This is a genomic window from Streptomyces sp. NPDC098789, assembly GCF_044759975.1.
Classification (GTDB): Bacteria; Actinomycetota; Actinomycetes; order Streptomycetales; family Streptomycetaceae; genus Streptomyces.
This window is the reverse complement of record NZ_JBIWAJ010000016.1, coordinates 84,694-103,524: the sequence shown is the minus strand read 5'-3', so window position 1 is coordinate 103,524 and position 18,831 is coordinate 84,694. Positions and strand designations below refer to the sequence as shown.

At 72.9% G+C, this 18,831-nt stretch carries 15 protein-coding genes; 9 read left to right on the top strand and 6 right to left on the bottom strand.

The features are described 5' to 3' along the window. The first annotated feature begins 98 nt into the window (after nucleotides 1-98). Both ACIQWR_RS28750 and ACIQWR_RS28745 read left to right on the top strand, forming a co-directional pair. Nucleotides 99-698: a DUF3043 domain-containing protein gene (locus tag ACIQWR_RS28750; protein WP_354383710.1), complete on the top strand. Its 600-nt coding sequence runs from the start codon at nucleotides 99-101 to the stop codon at nucleotides 696-698. Nucleotides 699-748: 50 nt separating this feature from the next. Beyond that, the gene (locus ACIQWR_RS28745; protein WP_404015297.1) at nucleotides 749-1,507 is read left to right on the top strand and encodes a class I SAM-dependent methyltransferase; all 759 of its coding nucleotides are present in this window, start codon (nucleotides 749-751) and stop codon (nucleotides 1,505-1,507) included. Nucleotides 1,508-1,592: 85 nt separating this feature from the next. Here the strand turns inward: ACIQWR_RS28745 and ACIQWR_RS28740 are convergent, their stop codons facing one another. After that, nucleotides 1,593-1,805, bottom strand: a complete 213-nt coding sequence (locus ACIQWR_RS28740; RefSeq protein WP_399266857.1) for a hypothetical protein — start codon at nucleotides 1,803-1,805, stop codon at nucleotides 1,593-1,595. Between the two features lie 117 nt (nucleotides 1,806-1,922). Between ACIQWR_RS28740 and cobU the strand changes: the two genes are divergently transcribed. The 5 genes from cobU to ACIQWR_RS28715 all read left to right on the top strand — a co-directional run bounded on the left by cobU (nucleotide 1,923) and on the right by ACIQWR_RS28715 (nucleotide 8,327). Beyond that, nucleotides 1,923-3,134 (top strand): bifunctional adenosylcobinamide kinase/adenosylcobinamide-phosphate guanylyltransferase, encoded by a 1,212-nt coding sequence (cobU, locus tag ACIQWR_RS28735; RefSeq protein ID WP_404015294.1) that lies wholly within the window; start codon nucleotides 1,923-1,925, stop codon nucleotides 3,132-3,134. 164 nt (nucleotides 3,135-3,298) lie between these two features. Continuing rightward, on the top strand, nucleotides 3,299-4,402 hold the full coding sequence (gene cobT / locus ACIQWR_RS28730; RefSeq protein WP_404015292.1) for a nicotinate-nucleotide--dimethylbenzimidazole phosphoribosyltransferase: 1,104 nt from the start codon (nucleotides 3,299-3,301) through the stop codon (nucleotides 4,400-4,402). 83 nt (nucleotides 4,403-4,485) lie between these two features. Beyond that, entirely contained in the window at nucleotides 4,486-6,354 is a 1,869-nt protein-coding gene (locus ACIQWR_RS28725; RefSeq protein WP_404015290.1) for a phosphatidylglycerol lysyltransferase domain-containing protein, read from the top strand. 2 nt (nucleotides 6,355-6,356) lie between these two features. After that, nucleotides 6,357-7,094, top strand: coding sequence for a hypothetical protein (locus tag ACIQWR_RS28720; RefSeq protein WP_404015610.1), 738 nt, complete (start codon nucleotides 6,357-6,359; stop codon nucleotides 7,092-7,094). 6 nt (nucleotides 7,095-7,100) lie between these two features. Further along, nucleotides 7,101-8,327 (top strand): sensor histidine kinase, encoded by a 1,227-nt coding sequence (locus tag ACIQWR_RS28715; RefSeq protein WP_404015287.1) that lies wholly within the window; start codon nucleotides 7,101-7,103, stop codon nucleotides 8,325-8,327. Between the two features lie 18 nt (nucleotides 8,328-8,345). Here ACIQWR_RS28715 and ACIQWR_RS28710 read toward each other — a convergent pair whose 3' ends face one another. The 5 genes from ACIQWR_RS28710 to ACIQWR_RS28690 all read right to left on the bottom strand — a co-directional run bounded on the left by ACIQWR_RS28710 (nucleotide 8,346) and on the right by ACIQWR_RS28690 (nucleotide 15,143). Then, nucleotides 8,346-9,176 (bottom strand): endo alpha-1,4 polygalactosaminidase, encoded by an 831-nt coding sequence (locus ACIQWR_RS28710; RefSeq protein ID WP_404015284.1) that lies wholly within the window; start codon nucleotides 9,174-9,176, stop codon nucleotides 8,346-8,348. Next, a complete protein-coding gene (locus ACIQWR_RS28705; RefSeq protein WP_404015281.1) occupies nucleotides 9,173-9,823 on the bottom strand; it encodes a spherulation-specific family 4 protein in 651 nt (216 codons plus the stop codon). The genes ACIQWR_RS28710 and ACIQWR_RS28705 overlap by 4 nt, the downstream gene beginning before the upstream one ends. Before the next feature lie 27 nt (nucleotides 9,824-9,850). Further along, on the bottom strand, nucleotides 9,851-11,383 hold the full coding sequence (locus ACIQWR_RS28700) for a hypothetical protein (protein WP_404015279.1): 1,533 nt from the start codon (nucleotides 11,381-11,383) through the stop codon (nucleotides 9,851-9,853). Next, the gene (gene pelF / locus ACIQWR_RS28695; protein ID WP_404015276.1) at nucleotides 11,380-12,906 is read right to left on the bottom strand and encodes a GT4 family glycosyltransferase PelF; all 1,527 of its coding nucleotides are present in this window, start codon (nucleotides 12,904-12,906) and stop codon (nucleotides 11,380-11,382) included. The genes ACIQWR_RS28700 and pelF overlap by 4 nt, the downstream gene beginning before the upstream one ends. 248 nt (nucleotides 12,907-13,154) lie before the next feature. Then, on the bottom strand, nucleotides 13,155-15,143 hold the full coding sequence (locus ACIQWR_RS28690) for a hypothetical protein (RefSeq protein ID WP_404015273.1): 1,989 nt from the start codon (nucleotides 15,141-15,143) through the stop codon (nucleotides 13,155-13,157). A 396-nt stretch (nucleotides 15,144-15,539) separates the two neighbouring features. Here ACIQWR_RS28690 and ACIQWR_RS28685 point away from each other — a divergent pair, with 396 nt between their 5' ends. Together ACIQWR_RS28685 and lpdA are read left to right on the top strand one after the other, a co-directional pair. Beyond that, nucleotides 15,540-17,069, top strand: coding sequence for a leucyl aminopeptidase (locus tag ACIQWR_RS28685; RefSeq protein ID WP_404015270.1), 1,530 nt, complete (start codon nucleotides 15,540-15,542; stop codon nucleotides 17,067-17,069). Between the two features lie 338 nt (nucleotides 17,070-17,407). Further along, nucleotides 17,408-18,796, top strand: coding sequence for a dihydrolipoyl dehydrogenase (gene lpdA, locus ACIQWR_RS28680; protein ID WP_330330062.1), 1,389 nt, complete (start codon nucleotides 17,408-17,410; stop codon nucleotides 18,794-18,796). The last annotated feature ends 35 nt before the right edge of the window (nucleotides 18,797-18,831 follow it).

Below are 18,831 nucleotides of genomic sequence, written 5' to 3'. Positions count from 1 at the left end.
GCGGCGGGCGGACCCGTCACCGGTTAAGACGCCCGCCGTTGCGGGATCGTTCCCCGCCGGGGTGGGGGCCATGCCCGCAACCACGTAGGCTTGGTTTCGTGTTTGGTAGCCGCTCCTCCAAGGAAGAGAAGGCCGCCGCCACCGACAAGGTGAGCGCCGACCTCTCGCAGACCCGTGACCCGCAGGCCCCGAAGGGCCGCCCGACGCCGAAGCGTGCTGTGGCCCAGTCGCAGCGCAAGGCCGTCGTGGCCTCGACCGGCAACCGCAAGGAGGATGCCAAGCGCAACCGTGAACGTCGCCGGGAGGCGATGACCAAGCAGCGCGAGGCGCTCGCCAACGGCGACCAGCGTTACCTGCCCGCCCGTGACAAGGGCCCGGTGCGCAAGTTCGCCCGCGACTTCGTCGACTCCCGCTTCTCCGTCGCCGAGATGTTCCTGCCCCTCGCAGTGATCATCCTGGTGCTGAGCATGGTCCGGGTCCCGTCGATCCAGAACATCGCCCTGCTCCTGTGGCTCGGCGTGATCGCGCTGATCATCGTCGACTCGATCGGCCTGTTCATCCGCCTGCGCAAGGCGCTGAACACCCGCTTCCCGGACGAGCCCAAGCGCGGCGCCGTCGCCTACGGCCTGATGCGCACCCTCCAGATGCGCCGGCTGCGCCTGCCGAAGCCGCAGGTCAAGCGCGGGGAACGGCCCTGACCGGAGCGTCGCCCGCAGCCGCGGGCGACGGCTTCGCGGGCGGTGCCCGGATGTGGCTGGAGGGACTGGGGGGCCTGCGCAACGCGGTCCGTCAGGAGCTCGTGGGCCGTCAGGTCGACGAGCAGATCGCCCAGCGCTTCCCCGTCGGGCAGCGCCTGCGCGTCCTGGACGTCGGCATGGGCCAGGGCACCCAGGCCCTGCGCCTCGCCCGGGCCGGGCACATGGTGACCGGCCTGGAGCAGGACCCCGGCATGCTGGCCGTGGCCCGCGAGGCGCTGGACGCCGAGCCGGCCGGGATCCGGGACCGGGTCCGGCTGATGGAGGGCGACGGCCGGGAGACCGGCGCGCACTTCCTGCCCGGCAGCTTCGACGTGGTGCTCTGCCACGGCGTGCTGATGTACGTACCGGAGTCGGACGGCATGCTCGCCGGGCTGGCCCGGATGCTGGCGCACGGCGGACTGCTGTCCCTGCTGGTGCGCAACGGCGACGCCCTCGCGATGCGCCCGGCGCTCACCGGTGACTGGAAGGCCGCGCTGGCCGCCTTCGACACCGTCGACTACACGAACCGGCTGGGCCTGGACGTACGCGCCGACCGGCTGTCCGCGCTGACCGGGACCCTGTCCGGGATCGGCGCGCCGCTGCAGTCCTGGTACGGCGTACGGGTCTTCACCGACGGCAGCGAGGCCGGCGAGGTACTGCCCCCCGAGGGCGAGCTGGAGCTGTTGCTCGCCGCCGAGGACCGGGCCGGGCGCACCGACCCCTACCGCGGGGTCGCGGCGCTGCTGCACCTGTGCGGGGTCCGGGGCTGACCCCCGCGGGCCGGAGCCCGATCCGGGTCAGCGTCCGTGTCAGCGTCCGTGTCCGGGGGGTCTCCCCCGGACCGGACGGCCGGCCTCAGGCGTTCAGGGCCTCGCGCAGGCTCATCGTGTAGAGCTCGGTGCCGCCGTCGTCGGACAGCTTCACCTTCTCCGTGCCGCCTTCGAGCAGTTCCTTCCAGTACTCACCGATCCAGGACTCCGCGTCGCCCTGCGTGGTGAACTCCTCCGGCGCCACCGCCGGGGTCGACTCGCTGCCCTCGGCCGTCTCGAACCGCCACGTCCACGCCATGTCCGCCTCCGTTGCTCGTCCGGCACCCGTCCGGTACGCGTCCGGGTGCTCCCCGTGAGTCTGCCCGCAGAGTAGCCGGGCGCGCACCACTCCCGCCGACGCGGGAGGATCATCCGTGTGGAACTGACTCTGCTGGGCACCGGCACACCCGAAGGACTGCCCCGCCCCGGCTGTCCCTGTGCGGCCTGCGCCGTCTCCGTGGGCACCCGGGTGCGGGCCGCGACCGCCGTACTGGTGGACGGTGCGCTCCTGCTCGATCTCACCCCCGGGGCCGTGCTGGCCGCCGCCCGGGCCGGACATTCCCTGGGCGGCGTCCGTCAGGTGCTGCTGAGCCACCCGCACGACGGGCCCGCGGTCGAGCTGCCGCCGGGGCTGCCCGCCGCCGGCCGGGTGCCGGACGGCCAGCGGCTGTCGGTGATCAGCGGGCACCGGGTGCGGGCGGTGGCGATGGACGCGCCGGGCACCGGGTACGAGGTGATCGGACCCCACGGGGACCGGATGCTGTACCTGCCGCCCGGCGGGGCGCCGGCCGGGACCAACGGGACGGCGGAGCAGCCGTACGACATGGTCCTGCTGGACGTGCTGGGGCGGCCCGAGGCGCTGGCCCGGCTGCGGGCGAGCGGCGCGGTCGGCCCGGCCACCGACGTGATCGCCGTCCACCTCGACCACGACGTGCCGCCGGGCCACGAGCTGGCCCGGCGGTGCACGGCGACCGGTGCGCGGGCGGTGCCGGACGGGACCACGCTGACCGTCGGCGCCTACCACCCGGTGCCGGACCTGCCCCGGCGCACGCTGGTGCTGGGCGGGGCCCGGTCGGGGAAGTCGCTGGAGGCGGAGCGGCGGCTGGCCGCCTTCCCCGAGGTGCTCTACGTCGCCACGAGCGGCACCCGCGAGGGCGACCCGGAGTGGGCGGCCCGGGTCGGGCTGCACCGGGAGCGGCGGCCCGGCAGCTGGCAGACCGTGGAGACCTGCGAGCTGGTGGAGCTGCTCGAAGCCGATGACGCGCAGGGCCCGGCGCTGCTGATCGACTGCCTGGCGCTGTGGCTGACGGACGCGATGGACCGGGCCGGCGCCTGGGACGACGGGACGTGGGCGGGCGGCGGGCAGAAGGAGCTGCGCCGGCGCACGGCCGCGCTGGTGGCGGCCGTCCGCGCGACCCGGCGCCGGGTGGTCCTGGTCAGCAACGAGGTCGGCGCCGGGGTCGTCCCGGCGACCTCCTCGGGGCGGCGGTTCCGCGACGAGCTGGGACGGTTGAACGCGGCGGTCGCGGCGGAGTGCGAGCACGTCCTGCTGGTGGTGTCGGGCCAGCCACTGACCCTCAAGGACTGACGCTCCGCCAGGTCTCGGCCGAGGTCCCGTCAGGTCTCGGCCAAGGCCCCGTCAGGTCTCGGCCAGGGCCCCCGGGGGCCGCCCGCCGGAGCCGCCGGGCGGGGCGCGGACCCGCGGGCGGGCGGGGCACGAACCGGCGCGCGGGCACGGGTACCCTTCGGCAGATGACCACGCTGAATCTCGACGACTTCTCCGATCTGATCGAGCGCCCCGACGGGGGCGTCCGGCGTGACGCCGAGGATCGCCGCGAACGGCTGGCCGTGCCCGCCGGGGCGCTCGGGCGGCTCGACGAGCTCGCCGAGTGGCTGGCGGCCGCGCAGGGCCGCGTACCGGTCGCTCCGATCGTGCGGCCGCGCGTCGTGCTGTTCGCCGCCGACCACGGGATCGCGGCCCAGGGCGTCTCGGCGCGCCCCGCCTCCTCCGCCCACCTGCTGGTGCGGTCCGTGCTCGACGGGAACAGCCCCGTGTCGATCCTGGCCGCCCGCTTCGGCGCGGGGCTGCGGGTCGTGGACGCGGGCCTGGACTGCGATCCGGGGCTGCTGCCCGAGGACGTGGTCAAGCACCGGGTCCGGCGGGGCAGCGGTCGCATCGACACCGAGGACGCGCTGACGGTCGAGGAGGCCCGGGACGCCATCCGCCTCGGCATCGCCATCGCCGACGAGGAGGCCGACTCCGGTACGGACCTCGTGGTCCTCGGTGACCTCAGCGTCGGCGGGACCACGGTCGCCGCCACCCTCGTCGCCGCGCTGTGCGGCACGGACGCCTCCGTGGTCACCGGGCGCGGTGGCGCGCCCATCGACGACCTGACCTGGATGCGCAAGTGCGCGGCGATCCGTGACGCGCTGCGCCGGGCCCGCCCGGTCCTGGGGGACCAGGTGGCGCTGCTCGCGGCGGTCGGCGGGGCGGACGTCGCCGCGATGACCGGGTTCCTGCTCCAGTGCGCGGTGCGGCGCACGCCGGTGATCCTCGACGGGATCGTCTCGGCGGCCTGCGGGCTGGTGGCCCAGCGGGCCGCCTTCCGGGCCCCGGACTGGTGGTTGGCGGGACAGGCGAGCGGCGAGCCGGGACAGGCGAAGGCACTGGACCGGATGGCACTCAACCCGGTGCTCGACCACGGCGTCTCCGTGGGAGAAGGAACCGGGGCGTTGCTCGCCCTCCCCCTGGTCCAGGCGGCCGCCGCGCTCGCGGCGGACCTCCCGGAGCGGACGACCGGGTCCGACGGGCCGGCCGAAGAGGCCGTGCCGTCGCCCGGTCCGTTGCCGGAGTAAGGGGTCGGGAAACCTCAGCGCCCTGACCAGGCCGGGGTCTTCCGACGCTCCAGGGGAAGGCGGGCCCCATATCATCGCTTTCCATGGGAGAGGTCCGTTTGACCAGCGCAGATTCCGTCCGGAACACCGACCGAGGACCCGGCGGCGATCCGAGCGGCAGGAAAGACTCCGGCGCGGACGCCGGAAAATCGGGGGGCGGCCGGGAGACCGGCAGGGGGAGCGCCCGATCACGGCGCAGTGCCGCGTTCGCGGTGTGGTACCTGCGCGCCGTCACCTTCGTCAACTTCCTCAGTGCGGTGTGGCTTTCGCTCGGGCAGGACCTGCGCGACCACAACACCGCCGACTTCTACACGCCGTACCTGCTCACGGCCGGTTTCGCGTCCGGCCTGTTCTCGCTGCTGCTCGCGGTGACGATGGGCCGCCGCAAGCGGGCCGCGTGGATCCTCAACCTGGTGCTCAGCGGGCTGCTGTTGCTCGCCTTCGCCCTGGTGACCTTCACCTCGTACTACCCCGAGTTCCGTCAACACACCCAGAACTGGGTGTCGCTGGCGCTGACCGCCGCCTTCGTCGGGGCGCTGTTGCTGGGGCGCAAGGAGTTCTACGCGCGCGGTGACCGCTCGAACCCGAAGCTCGCGACCGTGGTCGGCGCCGTGGGCCTGCTGCTGACCTCGCTGATCGCGGCGCTGCTGGTGGGTGCGACCAACCACGCTCCGGACCAGTCCGGGGTGACGTTCCTGACCCGCTGGCGCTACGGCGCGATGCGGCTGGTCACCCTGGCCCCCGACGACCAGGCGCTGAGCGGGATCACCACGCCCGGCTGGGTGGACGTCTTCATCAACGTGATGTCGACGGTGCTGCTGCTGGCGGTGCTCTTCGCCGCCTTCCGTTCCCGCCGGGCGGTGGATCCGATCACCGAGGCCGACGAGGAGCAGCTGCGCGCGCTGCTCGCCAAGCAGGGCGACCGCGATTCGCTGGGCTACTTCGCGCTGCGCCGGGAGAAGAGCGTCATCTGGTCGCCCACCGGCAAGGCCGCGGTCACCTACCGGGTGATCGGCGGGGTCTCGCTGGCCTCCGGCGACCCGATCGGCGACCCCGAGGCGTGGCCCGGGGCGATCGAGCCGTGGCTGGCCGAGGCCCGGGAGCACGGCTGGGTGCCCGCGGTGACGGGTGCGAGCGAGGAAGCGGGCACGATCTACGCCCGGCACGGTCTGGACGCCCTGGAGCTGGGCGACGAGGCGATCGTGGAGACCGCCGACTTCACGCTGGAGGGCCGCGCGATGCGGACCGTCCGGCAGGCCTACAACCGGGTCAAGCGGGCCGGGTACGAGGTCCGGATCCGGCGGCACGCGGACATTCCGGCCGACGAGATGGACGTCCTGCTCCGGCGGGCCGACGACTGGCGCGACGGTGCGACCGAGCGCGGCTTCTCGATGGCGCTGGGCCGGCTGGGTGATCCGGCGGACGGCCAGTGCGTGATGCTGGAGTGCACCGACGGCAACGGCGACCTGCGGGCCGTGCTGTCGTTCGTCCCGTGGGGGCCCAAGGGCCTCTCGCTCGACCTGATGCGCCGTGACCGGGATTCCGAGAACGGCCTGATGGAGTTCATGGTCATCGAACTCCTGGAGCGTTCCAAGGAGATCGGGGTCACCCAGGTCTCGCTGAACTTCGCGATGTTCCGTTCCGTCTTCGAGCGCGGATCCAAGCTCGGCGCGGGGCCGGTGCTGCGGATGTGGCGCTCGCTGCTCAGCTTCTTCTCGCGGTGGTGGCAGATCGAGTCCCTCTACCGGGCCAACGCCAAATACCGGCCGATCTGGGAACCGCGGTTCATGCTCTTCGAGAAGAGTTCGGACCTGCTGCGGATCGGTATCGCCGCGGGCCGCGCCGAGGGCTTCCTGGAGGCTCCCGGCCTGCCGAAGTGGCTGCACCGCAGACACCTGGAGACGCGCCGTTGACCCTGCCGACCACAGCCTCCCTGAGGCGGTTCGCCCGCCGCGAGTGGGGGCCCCTGTACTGGACCGTTCGGGACACGCTCGTCGCCAAGAGGTGGCGGGCGGTCCCGATGTCGCTCGGCGCGGTCGCGCTGACCTCGATCTTCCAGATCGTGCAGAACCAGTCGTGGGGCTTCCAGCCGGTGCAGAACCTCGGGTCGGTGAAGGCCGCCGACCCCATGTGGCTGGGCCTGATCCGCACCCCGTTGTCGCTGTTCGTGCCCGCGCTCGACCTGCCGGTGTGGGGCGCGCTGGCCCAGATGCTGCTGGTGTTCGGGATCGCGGAGATCTGCATCGGCTGGTGGCGGACGCTGCTGATCGGGTACGTGGCCACGCTGGCCGGTACGACGTACGCGCGGATCGGGCTGTCGCTGAGCCCCGAGCACCCCTTCGGGCTGCCGCTGACGGACCGGGTGGTGAACGACACCGGGCCGTCGGCGGCGGTGGTCGGGCTCGCGGTGTTCGTGTGCTGGCGCTACCGGGCGTACGTCACCGGGGGGCTGGTGATCGCCGTCATGATCATCGAGGTGATCGTGAAGAACAACCTGGCGGGCAAGGAACACCTGGCGGCCATCGCCGCCGTGATGGTGGTGTGCTTGGTCCGCGCGAAGTGGGGCCCGGACCGGCGAAACGTCCCTCCGGGCCGTAGGCCCCCGGCCCCGCCCGCCCGTTCCGCTTCGGGCGGGCCGCAGGCCGTACCGTAGGTTCCCGTGACCACACCCTTCGGGCCGTCCGTGGCCGGCACCCGGCAGTGGCTGCGCGCGCACCCCCTCGTCACCGATTCCCTGGTCGCCCTCGGGGCGTTCGCGACGATGCTCCTCGGGTCCTTCGCCGACCCGCACGGACCGCACGGGCAGCCCACCTTCGGCACCCGCGTCCCCCACCTGCTGTCCCTGGTCCTGATGGTCCTGGCGGCGGCGGCCCTGGTGCTGCGCCGCCGCCACCCGCGCGCCGTGCTGGCCGCGACCAGTGCGCTCACCCTGACCGAGCTGGTCACCGGGGAGCCGCGGGCGCCCGTCGCGATGGGCGCGGTGGTCGCCCTGTACACGCTGGCCTCCCGCACCGACCGGCCCACGACCTGGCGCGTCGGCCTGCTCACGATGGCCGCGCTGACGGGCGTGGCGATGCTCGCCGGGCCGCTGCCCTGGTACGCGCAGGAGAACCTCGGGGTGTTCGCCTGGACCGGGATGGCCGCGGCGGCCGGGGACGCCGTGCGCAGCCGGCGCGCCTTCATCGACGCGATCCGCGAGCGGGCCGAGCGCGCGGAGCGCACCCGCGAGGAGGAGGCCCGGCGCCGGGTGGCCGAGGAGCGGCTGCGGATCGCCCGTGACCTGCACGACGTGGTGGCGCACCACATCGCACTGGTCAACGTGCAGGCGGGGGTGGCCGCGCACGTCATGGACAAGCGGCCCGACCAGGCCAAGGAGGCCCTCGCGCACGTCCGCGAGGCCAGCCGCTCCGCACTGAACGAGCTGCGGGCCACCGTCGGGCTGCTGCGCCAGTCCGGCGACCCGGAGGCCCCGACCGAGCCCGCGCCGGGACTCGCCGTGCTGGACGCGCTGGTGGACACCTTCCGACACGCCGGGCTGCCGGTGGACGTGATCGTCCAGCTGGGCCCGGACCCCGAGCCCGCGCTGCCCGCCGCCGTGGACCTGGTGGCGTACCGGGTGATCCAGGAGGCGCTGACGAACGTGCGCAAGCACGCCGGGCCGGGCGCCCGCGCCGAGGTGAGCGTGGTCCGGGTCGGGGCCTCGGCCGAGGTCACCGTGCTCGACGACGGCGGCAGCGGCGCGGACCCCTCGCCGCAGCCCGTGGACCCGGGCGGCGGCCACGGGCTGCTCGGCATGCGCGAGCGGGCGGGCGCGCTGGGCGGCTCCTGCTTCGCCGGGCCCCGCTACGGGGGCGGCTACCGGGTGCACGTCATCCTGCCGATGTGAGAGGGGCCCCGGGCCGGCTCAGCAGGTCCTGCGCCAGGCGTCCAGGTCGTACTTCTTCTGCAGCGAGCTGATCCCCAGCTCCTTGGAGCGCGCGCAGAACCGGCCGAGCGGCAGCTCGTACTCCACGTGGAAGACCGCCTTGCCCGCCGCCACGAAGGGGCTCAGTCGCTCGCACTCCCCGTACTGCGCGCACTGCTCGTTGACCGCGAAGTCGAAGTCGCCCACCAGCTGCGGGATCTGGTCCAGGTCGTTCTTGAGGCCGACCGCGAGCCCCCGGTCGTGCGCCAGCTTCGCGATCAGCCGGTTGTAGCGCAGCTGGTCCTCGGCGGTCAGCGGGAAGCCGGACGCGTTGCGGTAGCCGTCCATGTTGTCCGGTTCCACCGCGTCGAAGCCCTTGTCCCGGCACATGTCGAAGCGCTTGGCGATCAGCGGTTCCAGCTCGGTCAGCCGCCGGACGTCGAGCCAGCGCTCCCCTTCCCAGCCGTTGCCCTTGCCGAGCATGTCCTTGGGGAAGTCCCCCTCGTCCGGCCGGAAGTCCTCCCACGCGCCGGTCGACAGGTAGCAGATGACCTCCCGGCCGTCCTTCTTCAGCCCCGCGACCTGCTCCTTGGTCGTGGTGAACCCGTCCACGTCGTAGACCGGCGCGTCCACCGAGGTGTCCAGCTTCCCGGTGAGCTGCCACTGCCAGCCGAGGCCCGGCTTCGGCTGCCACCGCTCCCCCGGCGCCCGGCTGGGCGCCGGGCCCGGGCCGGGACCGTCCCCACCGTCCCCGCCGTCGTCGTCCGAGCCCGCCGTGCAGGCCGCGAGGAGCAGCAGCGGCAGCACGAGCCAGAGCAGCGGTCTCCTCATCCTGCGGCCTCCAACGCGTACGGCAAGGTCCCCCACGGGTGCGCCCCGGTGCCCGGGACCGCGCAGTGCACCGCCGCCCCGCGCTGCGCGGCCAGTTCGGCCGCGGGGGCGCCCGGCGGGACCGCGTACACCAGGTGGCAGAACCGCTGGGCGGGATGGTCGGCGGTCCACGGCGGGACCGCCGCCGCGTCCCGGTAGGCGTCCCACGGACCCTCGAAGGTGACCAGCAGGTCGGCGAGTTCGGCGTACCCGGGGTGCGGGTGCACGCCGTGGTTGAGTACGAGCGTACGGGCACCGGCGGCCCGGGAGGCGACGGCGAGCCGCCGGTAGTGGGCCAGCTGGTCCCCCTCGGCGGACGCCTGGTCGAGGAAGGCCCCGTCCGTTCCGTACCACTCGCGGTGGCGCAACAGGTCCTGGACGACGGCCGCGTGCGGGCGCCGTCCGTAATCGGTGTCGGCGTAGCCCAGGACGGGCACGCCCGCCGCGCGCAGCCGCTCCGCGACCGCGGCGAACCGCTCGTCGGGAGCGGCGCCCGGACCGCTGTCGGGGTTGAGCACCACCGAGTGCAGCCGGCCCGCGGAGCGGATCAGGGCCTCCCAGGCCTCGGGCCGGTCGGCGGGGTGCTCGTACAGGGGCACCAGCAACATGTCTTCCTTCACTTCCCTCTGGTCGGGTCAGCGGTGCGCCGTGGCACGGCCGAGGAGTACGCAGACCAGCCCGGCCAGCGCCGCTGCCGCCGCCCCCGCCACCACCAGCTGGACCAGCCGGGGCTGGCCGAAGCCGGTCAGCAGGGCCAGGCTCTGCGCCCCGGCCGCGCTCGCGCACACCCCGGCGGCGGCCCGGACCGCGCCGAAGGACTGGAGCAGCAGCCCGGTCCACATCACGGTGCCGAGCAGCAGCAAGGTCGCCACCCGGACCCCGGTGAGCCCGGGCGCCCCGGTCCACAGCAGGGTTCCGGCGATGCCCAGGGCGAGGAGCACCGTCAGGTACGAGGCCAGGCACTCGGCCAGGGTCGCCGCCATCCGCCCCCAGAACGCCCGGGGCGAGCGGGCGGCCCGCAGCCCCGCGAGGGAGCCGCTGCGGAAGCGGTGGAGCAGCCATTCGGCGGGGCCCATGCTGAGCGTGAGGGCCACCGCCGAGGGGGCCGCGACCGCCTCGGCGGGGCCGCCCGCGAGCACCTCTCCGAGGGCGGCGTAGAGCACGAGGAGGCCGGTGCCCAGGCCGAAGACACCGAAGGGCACCGAATCCCCGAGCCGGGGGCCGCGCGGCGCGAACTCCTCCTCGGCGCCCCGCAGCATCCGCCAGCGGACCGTCCCCTCGCCGGGCCCCCGCCGGAGCCGGTCGCGGACCCGGCGGGCCGCCGTCCGCACCCCCTCGACCAGCGGGAGCTCCCGCAGCGCCAGGGTGCAGGCCCCGAGCAGCGACAGCAGGAGCAGGGCCACCCGCAGCGGCGTCGCCAGCCCCACGACCAGCGACACCACCGCGCCCACCGCCATCGGCGCCAGCGCGCACAGCAGCAGCCGTTCCCGGCCGAGCACGAGCAGGACCGTCGCGGCCCCGACGTAGAGCGCCTGCCCGGCGGCGAAGGCGTAGGAGAAGGCGGGGCCGCCGGGCACCGCCAGGGCCGCCGCACCGCCCAGCAGGGCGCCCGCCGGGGCGCCGACGAGCAGGGTCCGCCCGGCGGCGGCCCGGTCGCCCAGGCCCAGCCAGGAGTAGGCGCGGTGGGACAGGGTCTGGTCCCAGACCCAGCCGATCAGGGCCCCGGCGAGCAGGGTCAGCGTCCCGGCGGGCAGCCCGAGCCGGTCGGGCGGCCCCTCCAACAGGGGCGCGCCCAGGACGTAGGCGAGCCCGGGCAGGGCGAAGATCAGCCCGCGCAGCAGGCAGGCGGTGAGGGAGACCTTCCAGGGGTCGGGGGTCTCGGCGGGTTCGGGGAAGGACCGGGGCACCCGGGCGTACAGCTCCTCGGCGAGGCCGAAGGAGTCGTGGCGGCCGTAGGCGAGCCGGATGTGCTCGTCGGTCATGCCGTCGGATTCGAGGACGGCGGCGATCTCGTCGGGGTGCACGGCCGCCGCGATGAAGGGGGCCAGCCGCTCGGCGAGTTCCTCCATCGGGTCGCCGGCGGGCGCCCCCGCCCCGGCGCGCCGGGGCCGGGGGATCGCGGGCAGGGTGTCGCCGCCCGGGGTCTTGAGCCAGAGGGAGCCGCTCACCACAGGCTCCCGTCGGACGCGAGTTCGCGGTACCAGGGGTCGGCGAGCCGCTGGGTCCAGTCGTCGCCGGCGCGGACGGGCAGCACGGGCTGGCCGGCGAGCTCCCGGTAGATGTGCCGGAAGCCGTCCACGGACCGGTGGAGGGTGAACTTCTCCACGACCCGCTTGCGCGACCTGCGGCCCAACTCCGCGCGGCGGCCGTCGTCGCGCAGCAGCGCGAGGGTGGCCTTGGCCATCAGCTCCGGTTCGCGGGGCGGTACGACGAGGCCGGTGTCGCCGACGGCCTCGCGGACCCCGCCGACGTCGGTGGAGACGGTGGTGCGCCCGCAGGACATGGCCTCGATGATGCTGAAGGGGAAGCCCTCGCTGATGCTGGAGAGCATCACGATGCTGCCCGCCGCGTACGCCCGGGCGACGTCGTCGATGCGGCCCTCGTAGGAGATCCCGTCGGTGACCCCGAGTTCGACCGCGAGCTTCTCCAGGCTCAGCCGGTAGTCCTCGCAGCCCGCGGGGACGGGCCCGAAGAGCCGCAGCCGCAGGGCGGGGAGCTCCTCGCGCATGAACGCGTAGGCGCGGATGAGGGTTTCGAGGTCCTTGATCGGGTCGATGCGCCCGCACCAGCTGAGGGTGGGGACCGCGGGTTCGGGTCCGGCGTCGGGGAAGGCGTGCGGGTCGACGCCGTTGTAGACCGTGCGGATCTTCTCGGAGGGCGCCCCGCCGCGCTCCTCCCAGCGCCGGTTGTACTGGTTGCACGGGGTGATCAGGTCGGCCTGGCGGTACCCCTCGCCGTTCAGCTCGCGGTAGAAGGCGAGCAGCAGGGCCTTGACGGGCCAGCTCTGGGCGGCGGTGCGGTAGCCGAGGTAGCGCTCGCGCAGGTAGATGCCGTGCTCGGTGAGCAGGAACGGGACCCCGTCCAGGCGTTTGGCGGCGAGCGCCGGGAGGGTGGCGAGGCCGCTGCTGACGGCGTGCGCGACGCTGTCGGGCGGGATCCGGACGGCGAGCGGGCGCAGCGCGTGTTCCAGCAGGTCGGTCGCGGTGAGCGCGTCGTGGATGGTGGGGGCGGCGCCCGCGGTGGGCAGCTCCGGGCGGGTCCACACGGTCATGAGCGTGCGCAGGACGGATTCGGAGCGCAGGGCCGTGGTGAGCCGGCCGGCCCGGGCGTGCACGGCGAGTTCGCGCAGGGCGGCGGAGAAGGCGGCGTTGCCGGGGCCGGGTCCGGGATCGAGCAGGGAGAGCAGGAACTGTTCGTAGGTCTCGGTGAAACGGCGGTGGCCCTTGCCCCGCGGGGCCCAGTGGCGGCCGCGGACGGGGGTCTGGCCCCAGAGCGGTACGGCGGTGTGCCGGTAGACGTTGCGCGGCAGTTCCCAGGTGACCGGCTCGCGACCGGAGCCGGTGAGGGCTATGACGTTGAAGTCCACCTCCGGCATCCCCCGGACGAGCTGGTCGCACCAGGTGCTGACGCCCCCGTGGACGTGCGGATAGGTGCCTTCGGTGAGCATGGTGACATGACGCCCATGGCTCATGCGGTGTGTCCCCCCAGGACGGAAAAGGGGCCGGCGCCCGTGGGTTCGCGGAGCGCCGGCGCTGTGGTGCGGCGTGCTTGTCGTGTGCTGCGTGCTGCGTGCTGCGTGCGGCGTGCTGCGTGCTTGTCGCGTGGTGCGTGCCGCGTGTCGTGCGGGCGCCGTTCAGCCGTGGCAGGTCGGCTGGGCGGGCCGGTCCGGCCGGGTGGGCCGGACCGAGCGGCCGGAGCGGTTCAGCCGGCCGGAACGGTTCAGCTGGGCAGCTTGAGCGTCACCGCGGACTGGAGGGCCTCCGGCGCGGTCCAGTCGGACCGGTTGCCCGCGTAGGCGGTGCCGAAGACGGAGGTGCCGAGCAGCAGCTGCTTCTTCGTGCCTTCGGGGACGGTGACCGGCGCGACGACCCCGCTGGGGGCCTTGACCGTCACGTCGGTGCCGATGCGGTAGGCGGTGACCTGGCCCGCGGCGATCGCCTTGGCCCAGGCGGTCCGGCGGCCCAGCTCGACGCCGGAGTCCTTCTGGCTCTGGTTCACGATCGGGGTGCTGGGCGCGTACAGGGTCCGGTAGGTGTCCAGGACCTGGTTGAGCACCGGGTAGAGGGTGCGGTCCTCGGCGAGGTTGGCCTGGTGGACGTAGTGCGGCCGGGGGTCGTTGGAGAGCACGTGCCGCAGGGCGGTCCGGGTCTCCTGGGGAACGATGTAGTTCAGGAAGCCGGTGTTCGCGTCGAGGGGGGCCGGCAGGCAGGTCGAGGTCGCCGGGTTGTCCTCGCACAGGCCGCTGCCGCCGTCGGCACGGCTGGTGTAGATCCAGTTGTACTCGTCGGCCATCTCCGCGTTGGTGCCCGTGTTGTAGTACACGTTCATCGGGTACCGGGGGACGGTCTGGGCGGCGCCGACGGCCCGCATCTCCGGCTCGCGGGAGTTGTCGCTCGCGGTCCACTTCACGCCGTTGTCGGCGAGCGCCCCGGCCAGGTTGGGGTTGTCCACGGGCTGCTGGGGCGCCACCTTGAGGCCCGAGTGCTCGCCGGTGACCAGCTCGGAGCGGTCGGTGGTGATGCCCTTGGACGCGGCCCAGTTGTTGTTGTCGCTGATCTGCTTGGAGATGTCGGCCCGGGTGGTCCACTGGATCGCGCCCTGGGCGGTGGTCCTGCAGGTCCAGGGGTTGGTGTCGACGTTCTGCAGGCACCCGAGGAAGAGGTGCGTGTAGGTGTGGTTCACCCAGCGGTACTTCGCCTTGTCCGCGATCAGCTGGGTGGCGAGCGGGTCGGCGCCCGCGTGCTCGCTCTTCCACTCCTCGCCCGCGCCGGCGTTGAAGACCATGTCGAGCTTGAAGCTCTTGCTCGTCTGCCACTGCGCGAGGTACTGCGCGTCGGCGGCGGTCATCCGGATGGTGCTCTCCTGGCCCGCGCCGCCCGCACAGGCGTAGTCGCCCGGCGTGCAGTTGAGGTCCTTGCTCCAGCGCGCGTCCGGTGCCAGCACGTCGTCGACGTGGACCGCGAAGTAGCTCCGGCTCTGGCCGAGGTGCACGCCCTGGGTGAGCCACTCGACGATGCCCCGGGCCAGCAGCCGGAACTGCTGCTGGTACTGGTTGTACCCGAAGGTGACCACCAGTTCCTTGCGCCCGTCGTGGGCGTACTCGCCGAGGAGCGAGGCCCGCCCGGAGCCGACCGGGGCGTCGAGGTAACTGGTGTAGCCGGCCCGCGGCTTGGCCATGAAGCCGTAGCTCTCGGGGATCAGCGGCGAGTTGTCCTCGAAGGCGACCTGGCCCCCCAGGTACCCGAAGGGACCGGCCTTGCCGGCCGTCGTGACGGCCGCCTGGGTGCCGTCGAGCGTCCCGCCGTAACCGCCGTTGTCCGTGTACTCCAGACCGACCTCCGGGTGCGCCCAGGTGTAGGCGTCCACCTGGCGGATGCCGTACGTCGTCTCGTAGGCGCTGAGCGCGGTCATTTCGGCCGAGCCCGCTCCGAACGGGTTCTCGTTCGGCAGCACCACCCCCTGGAACTTGGCGCGCGGGCGGCCGTCGACCGTATCGGCGAGGTACGCCGCGTTGATCACCGGGCGGCTGCTGCTGCCCAGGTCGACGCGGGTGAACGGAACCCCGGTGCTGGTGAGTTCCGCGGTGATCGCCTGGACGGAGCTGCCGCCGTCGTCGACGACCAGCACCTTCAGGTCGATCCGTGGTGCCGTGGCCGCCTGGGCGGTCGCGGCGGGTACTACGACGGACATCAGGGCGGTCGCAGCCATGGCGGCGGCAACCCTGTTCATCCGGTTCTTGTTGACCATTTCGGCCTTTCCCCCCGCAGGCTCCCCACGACCACGGCCATGGCGGACGGCCGAATCGAGGAGGCTCTGTGGAAATCATGCAAAGGGACCCCGCGTCCCCTTGCGAGAGTGGCTCGAGTCTCTCGGACCTCGTCAGGTCTAATCGGCAAACCTGTAACACAGGCCACAGATGGGTGAACCGTCCAGCGCCTTGATCGAACAACTTGCCAAACCTTCGAGTGGCGTACGGACGAGTGCGTACGCGTAGGCTCATTTCTGGCGGCCGCCGAGCCGGAATACGATCGCTGCCGGAACGGCCGGCGACCCCGACCCGACCGCAGCCCCACACCACATAGACGGAAGCGAGACTTCACCACCGTGACTGCTCTGACTCTCAGCACTGCCGGCGCTGCGACGCTGCGCGCCGACGCCCTCGTGGTCGGCGTGGCGAAGGGCCCCAAGGGCCCCGTAGTCGCCGCCGGCGCCGAGGCCGTGGACAAGGCGTTCGACGGAAAGCTGGGCACCGTGCTCGAAGCCCTCGGTGCCTCCGGCGCCGAAGGCGAGATCACCAAGCTGCCCGCCCCGGCCGGCCTGAAGGTCCCGGTCGTGCTGGCGGTCGGGCTCGGCTCGGTCCCGGACACGGACGAGTCCTACGACGAGGAGGCGCTGCGCCGCGCTTCCGGCGCCGCGGCGCGCGCGCTGCACGGCACCAAGAAGGCCGCCTTCGCGCTGCCCCTGGACGACGCCTCCGCCGTGACCGCGGTCGCCGAGGGCGCGCTGCTGGGCGCGTACGCCTTCACCGCGTACCAGGGCGGCGAGAAGAAGGGCGCGAAGGGCTCCGGTCCCAAGCAGCCCCTCGCCGAGATCGCGCTGCTCGGCGCCAAGCCCCGCGACAAGGAGCACAAGGCCGCGGCCGAGCGCGCCGCGGTCGTGGCCGCCGAGGTCAACGTCGCCCGTGACCTGATCAACACCCCGCCGAACGACCTCACCCCCGAGGCCTTCGCCGCGGTCGCCTCCGCGGCCGCGAAGGAGAACGGCATCAAGGTCCAGGTGCTGGACGAGAAGGCGCTCCTCAAGGGCGGCTACGGCGGCATCATGGGCGTCGGCCAGGGCTCCGCGAACCCGCCGCGCCTGGTGAAGCTCTCCTACACCCACGCCAAGGCGGAGAAGACCCTCGCCTTCGTCGGCAAGGGCATCACCTACGACTCGGGCGGCATCTCGCTGAAGCCGGCCGGCCACAACGAGACGATGAAGTGCGACATGTCCGGCGCCGCCGCCGTGTTCGCCGCCGTCGTCGCGGCCGCCAAGCTGGGCCTCCAGGTCAACGTCACCGGTTGGCTCGCGCTCGCCGAGAACATGCCCTCCGGCACCGCCACCCGCCCCGGTGACGTGCTGCGCATGTACAGCGGCAAGACCGTCGAGGTCCTCAACACGGACGCCGAGGGCCGCCTGGTCCTGGGCGACGCGCTGACCAAGGCCTCCGAGGACAACCCGGACGCGATCGTCGACGTCGCGACCCTGACCGGCGCGATGGTGCTGGCCCTGGGCAACCGGACCTTCGGCATCATGGCCAACGACGACGCCTTCCGCACCTCGATCCACGAGATCGCCGAGGAGGTCGGCGAGGCCTCCTGGCCGATGCCGCTCCCCGCCGACCTGCGCAAGGGCATGGACTCCCCCACCGCCGACATCGCCAACATGGGCGAGCGCATGGGCGGCGGCCTGGTGGCCGGCCTCTTCCTCCAGGAGTTCGTGGGCGAGGGCATCACCTGGGCGCACCTGGACATCGCGGGTCCCGCCTTCCACGAGGGCGCCCCGTACGGCTACACCCCCAAGGGCGGCACCGGCTCCGCCGTCCGCACCCTGGTGCGGCTGGCCGAGCGCACGGCCACGGGCGACCTGGGCTGACGCACCGCTCACCCCTGGTGAACGGATGGTGAGGACGCGCCCCCGGGACCTGATCGAGGTCCCGGGGGCGCTCTTCGCCCGGCGTTCACCTCCGCCCTGTTCACTCTCGACGAAAATCCGCTGCGCTCCGTAGGTTTCTACGCCTCGGTAACCGTCGGTTCGGGCGGAACGCCCCGTCCCACCCCGGGCCCGGCGTCCCGTGTTCCCCCGACAAATGCGAAGATGGGTTCTCGGCAGGACAGGGCCCCCACCACAGGGCCGAAGAAAAGCGGCCGATTACCAGCCGCCGCCCGGTCCCAGAGGACCGGCGCCCGGCGCACATGCATGGAGGACGTGACGTGGCGAACGACGCCAGCACCGTTTTCGACCTAGTGATCCTCGGCGGTGGCAGTGGCGGTTACGCCGCGGCGCTGCGGGCCTCCCAGCTGGGTCTCGACGTTGCCCTGATCGAGAAGAACAAGCTCGGTGGCACCTGCCTGCACAACGGATGTATCCCCACGAAGGCTCTGCTGCACGCGGGCGAGGTCGCTGACCAGGCTCGCGAAGCGGGCCAGTTCGGTGTCAAGGCCACCTTCGAGGGCATCGACATCGCCGGTGTCCACAAGTACAAGGACGAGGTCATCTCGGGCCTGTACAAGGGTCTGCAGGGCCTGGTCGCCTCGCGCAAGGTGACCTACATCGAGGGAGAGGGCCGCCTCTCCTCCCCGACTTCCGTCGACGTGAACGGCCAGCGCGTCCAGGGCCGCCACGTCCTGCTGGCGACCGGCTCCGTGCCGAAGTCGCTGCCGGGCCTGGAGATCGACGGCAACCGCATCATCTCCTCGGACCACGCGCTGGTCCTGGACCGCGTGCCCGAGTCCGCGATCATCCTGGGCGGCGGCGTCATCGGCGTCGAGTTCGCCTCGGCGTGGAAGTCCTTCGGCACCGACGTCACCGTCGTCGAGGGCCTCAAGCACCTCGTCCCGGTCGAGGACGAGAACAGCTCGAAGATCCTGGAGCGCGCGTTCCGCAAGCGCGGCATCAAGTTCAACCTCGGCACCTTCTTCCAGAAGGCCGAGTACACCGAGACCGGCGTGCGCGTCACGCTGGCCGACGGCAAGACCTTCGACGCCGAGGTGCTGCTGGTCGCCATCGGTCGCGGCCCGGTCTCGCAGGGCCTGGGCTACGAGGAGCAGGGCGTCGCGATGGACCGCGGCTACGTCCTGGTCGACGAGTACATGCAGACCAACGTGCCGACCATCTCGGCCGTCGGTGACCTCGTCCCGACCCTCCAGCTCGCGCACGTCGGCTTCGCCGAGGGCATCCTGGTGGCGGAGCGTCTGGCCGGTCTCAAGACCGTCCCGATCGACTACGACGGCGTCCCGCGCGTCACGTACTGCCACCCCGAGGTCGCGTCCGTCGGCATCACCGAGGCCAAGGCCAAGGAGATCTACGGCGCGGACAAGGTCGTCGCCCTCAAGTACAACCTGGCGGGCAACGGCAAGAGCAAGATCCTGAAGACCGCGGGCGAGATCAAGCTCGTCCAGGTCAAGGACGGTGCCGTGGTCGGCGTCCACATGGTCGGCGACCGGATGGGCGAGCAGGTCGGCGAGGCCCAGCTGATTTACAACTGGGAGGCTCTGCCGGCCGAGGTCGCGCAGCTCATCCACGCGCACCCGACCCAGAATGAAGCGCTCGGCGAGGCCCACCTGGCCCTGGCCGGCAAGCCGCTTCACTCCCACGACTAATCCACAGTCACGGGCGCGACGACCACTTCCGCACT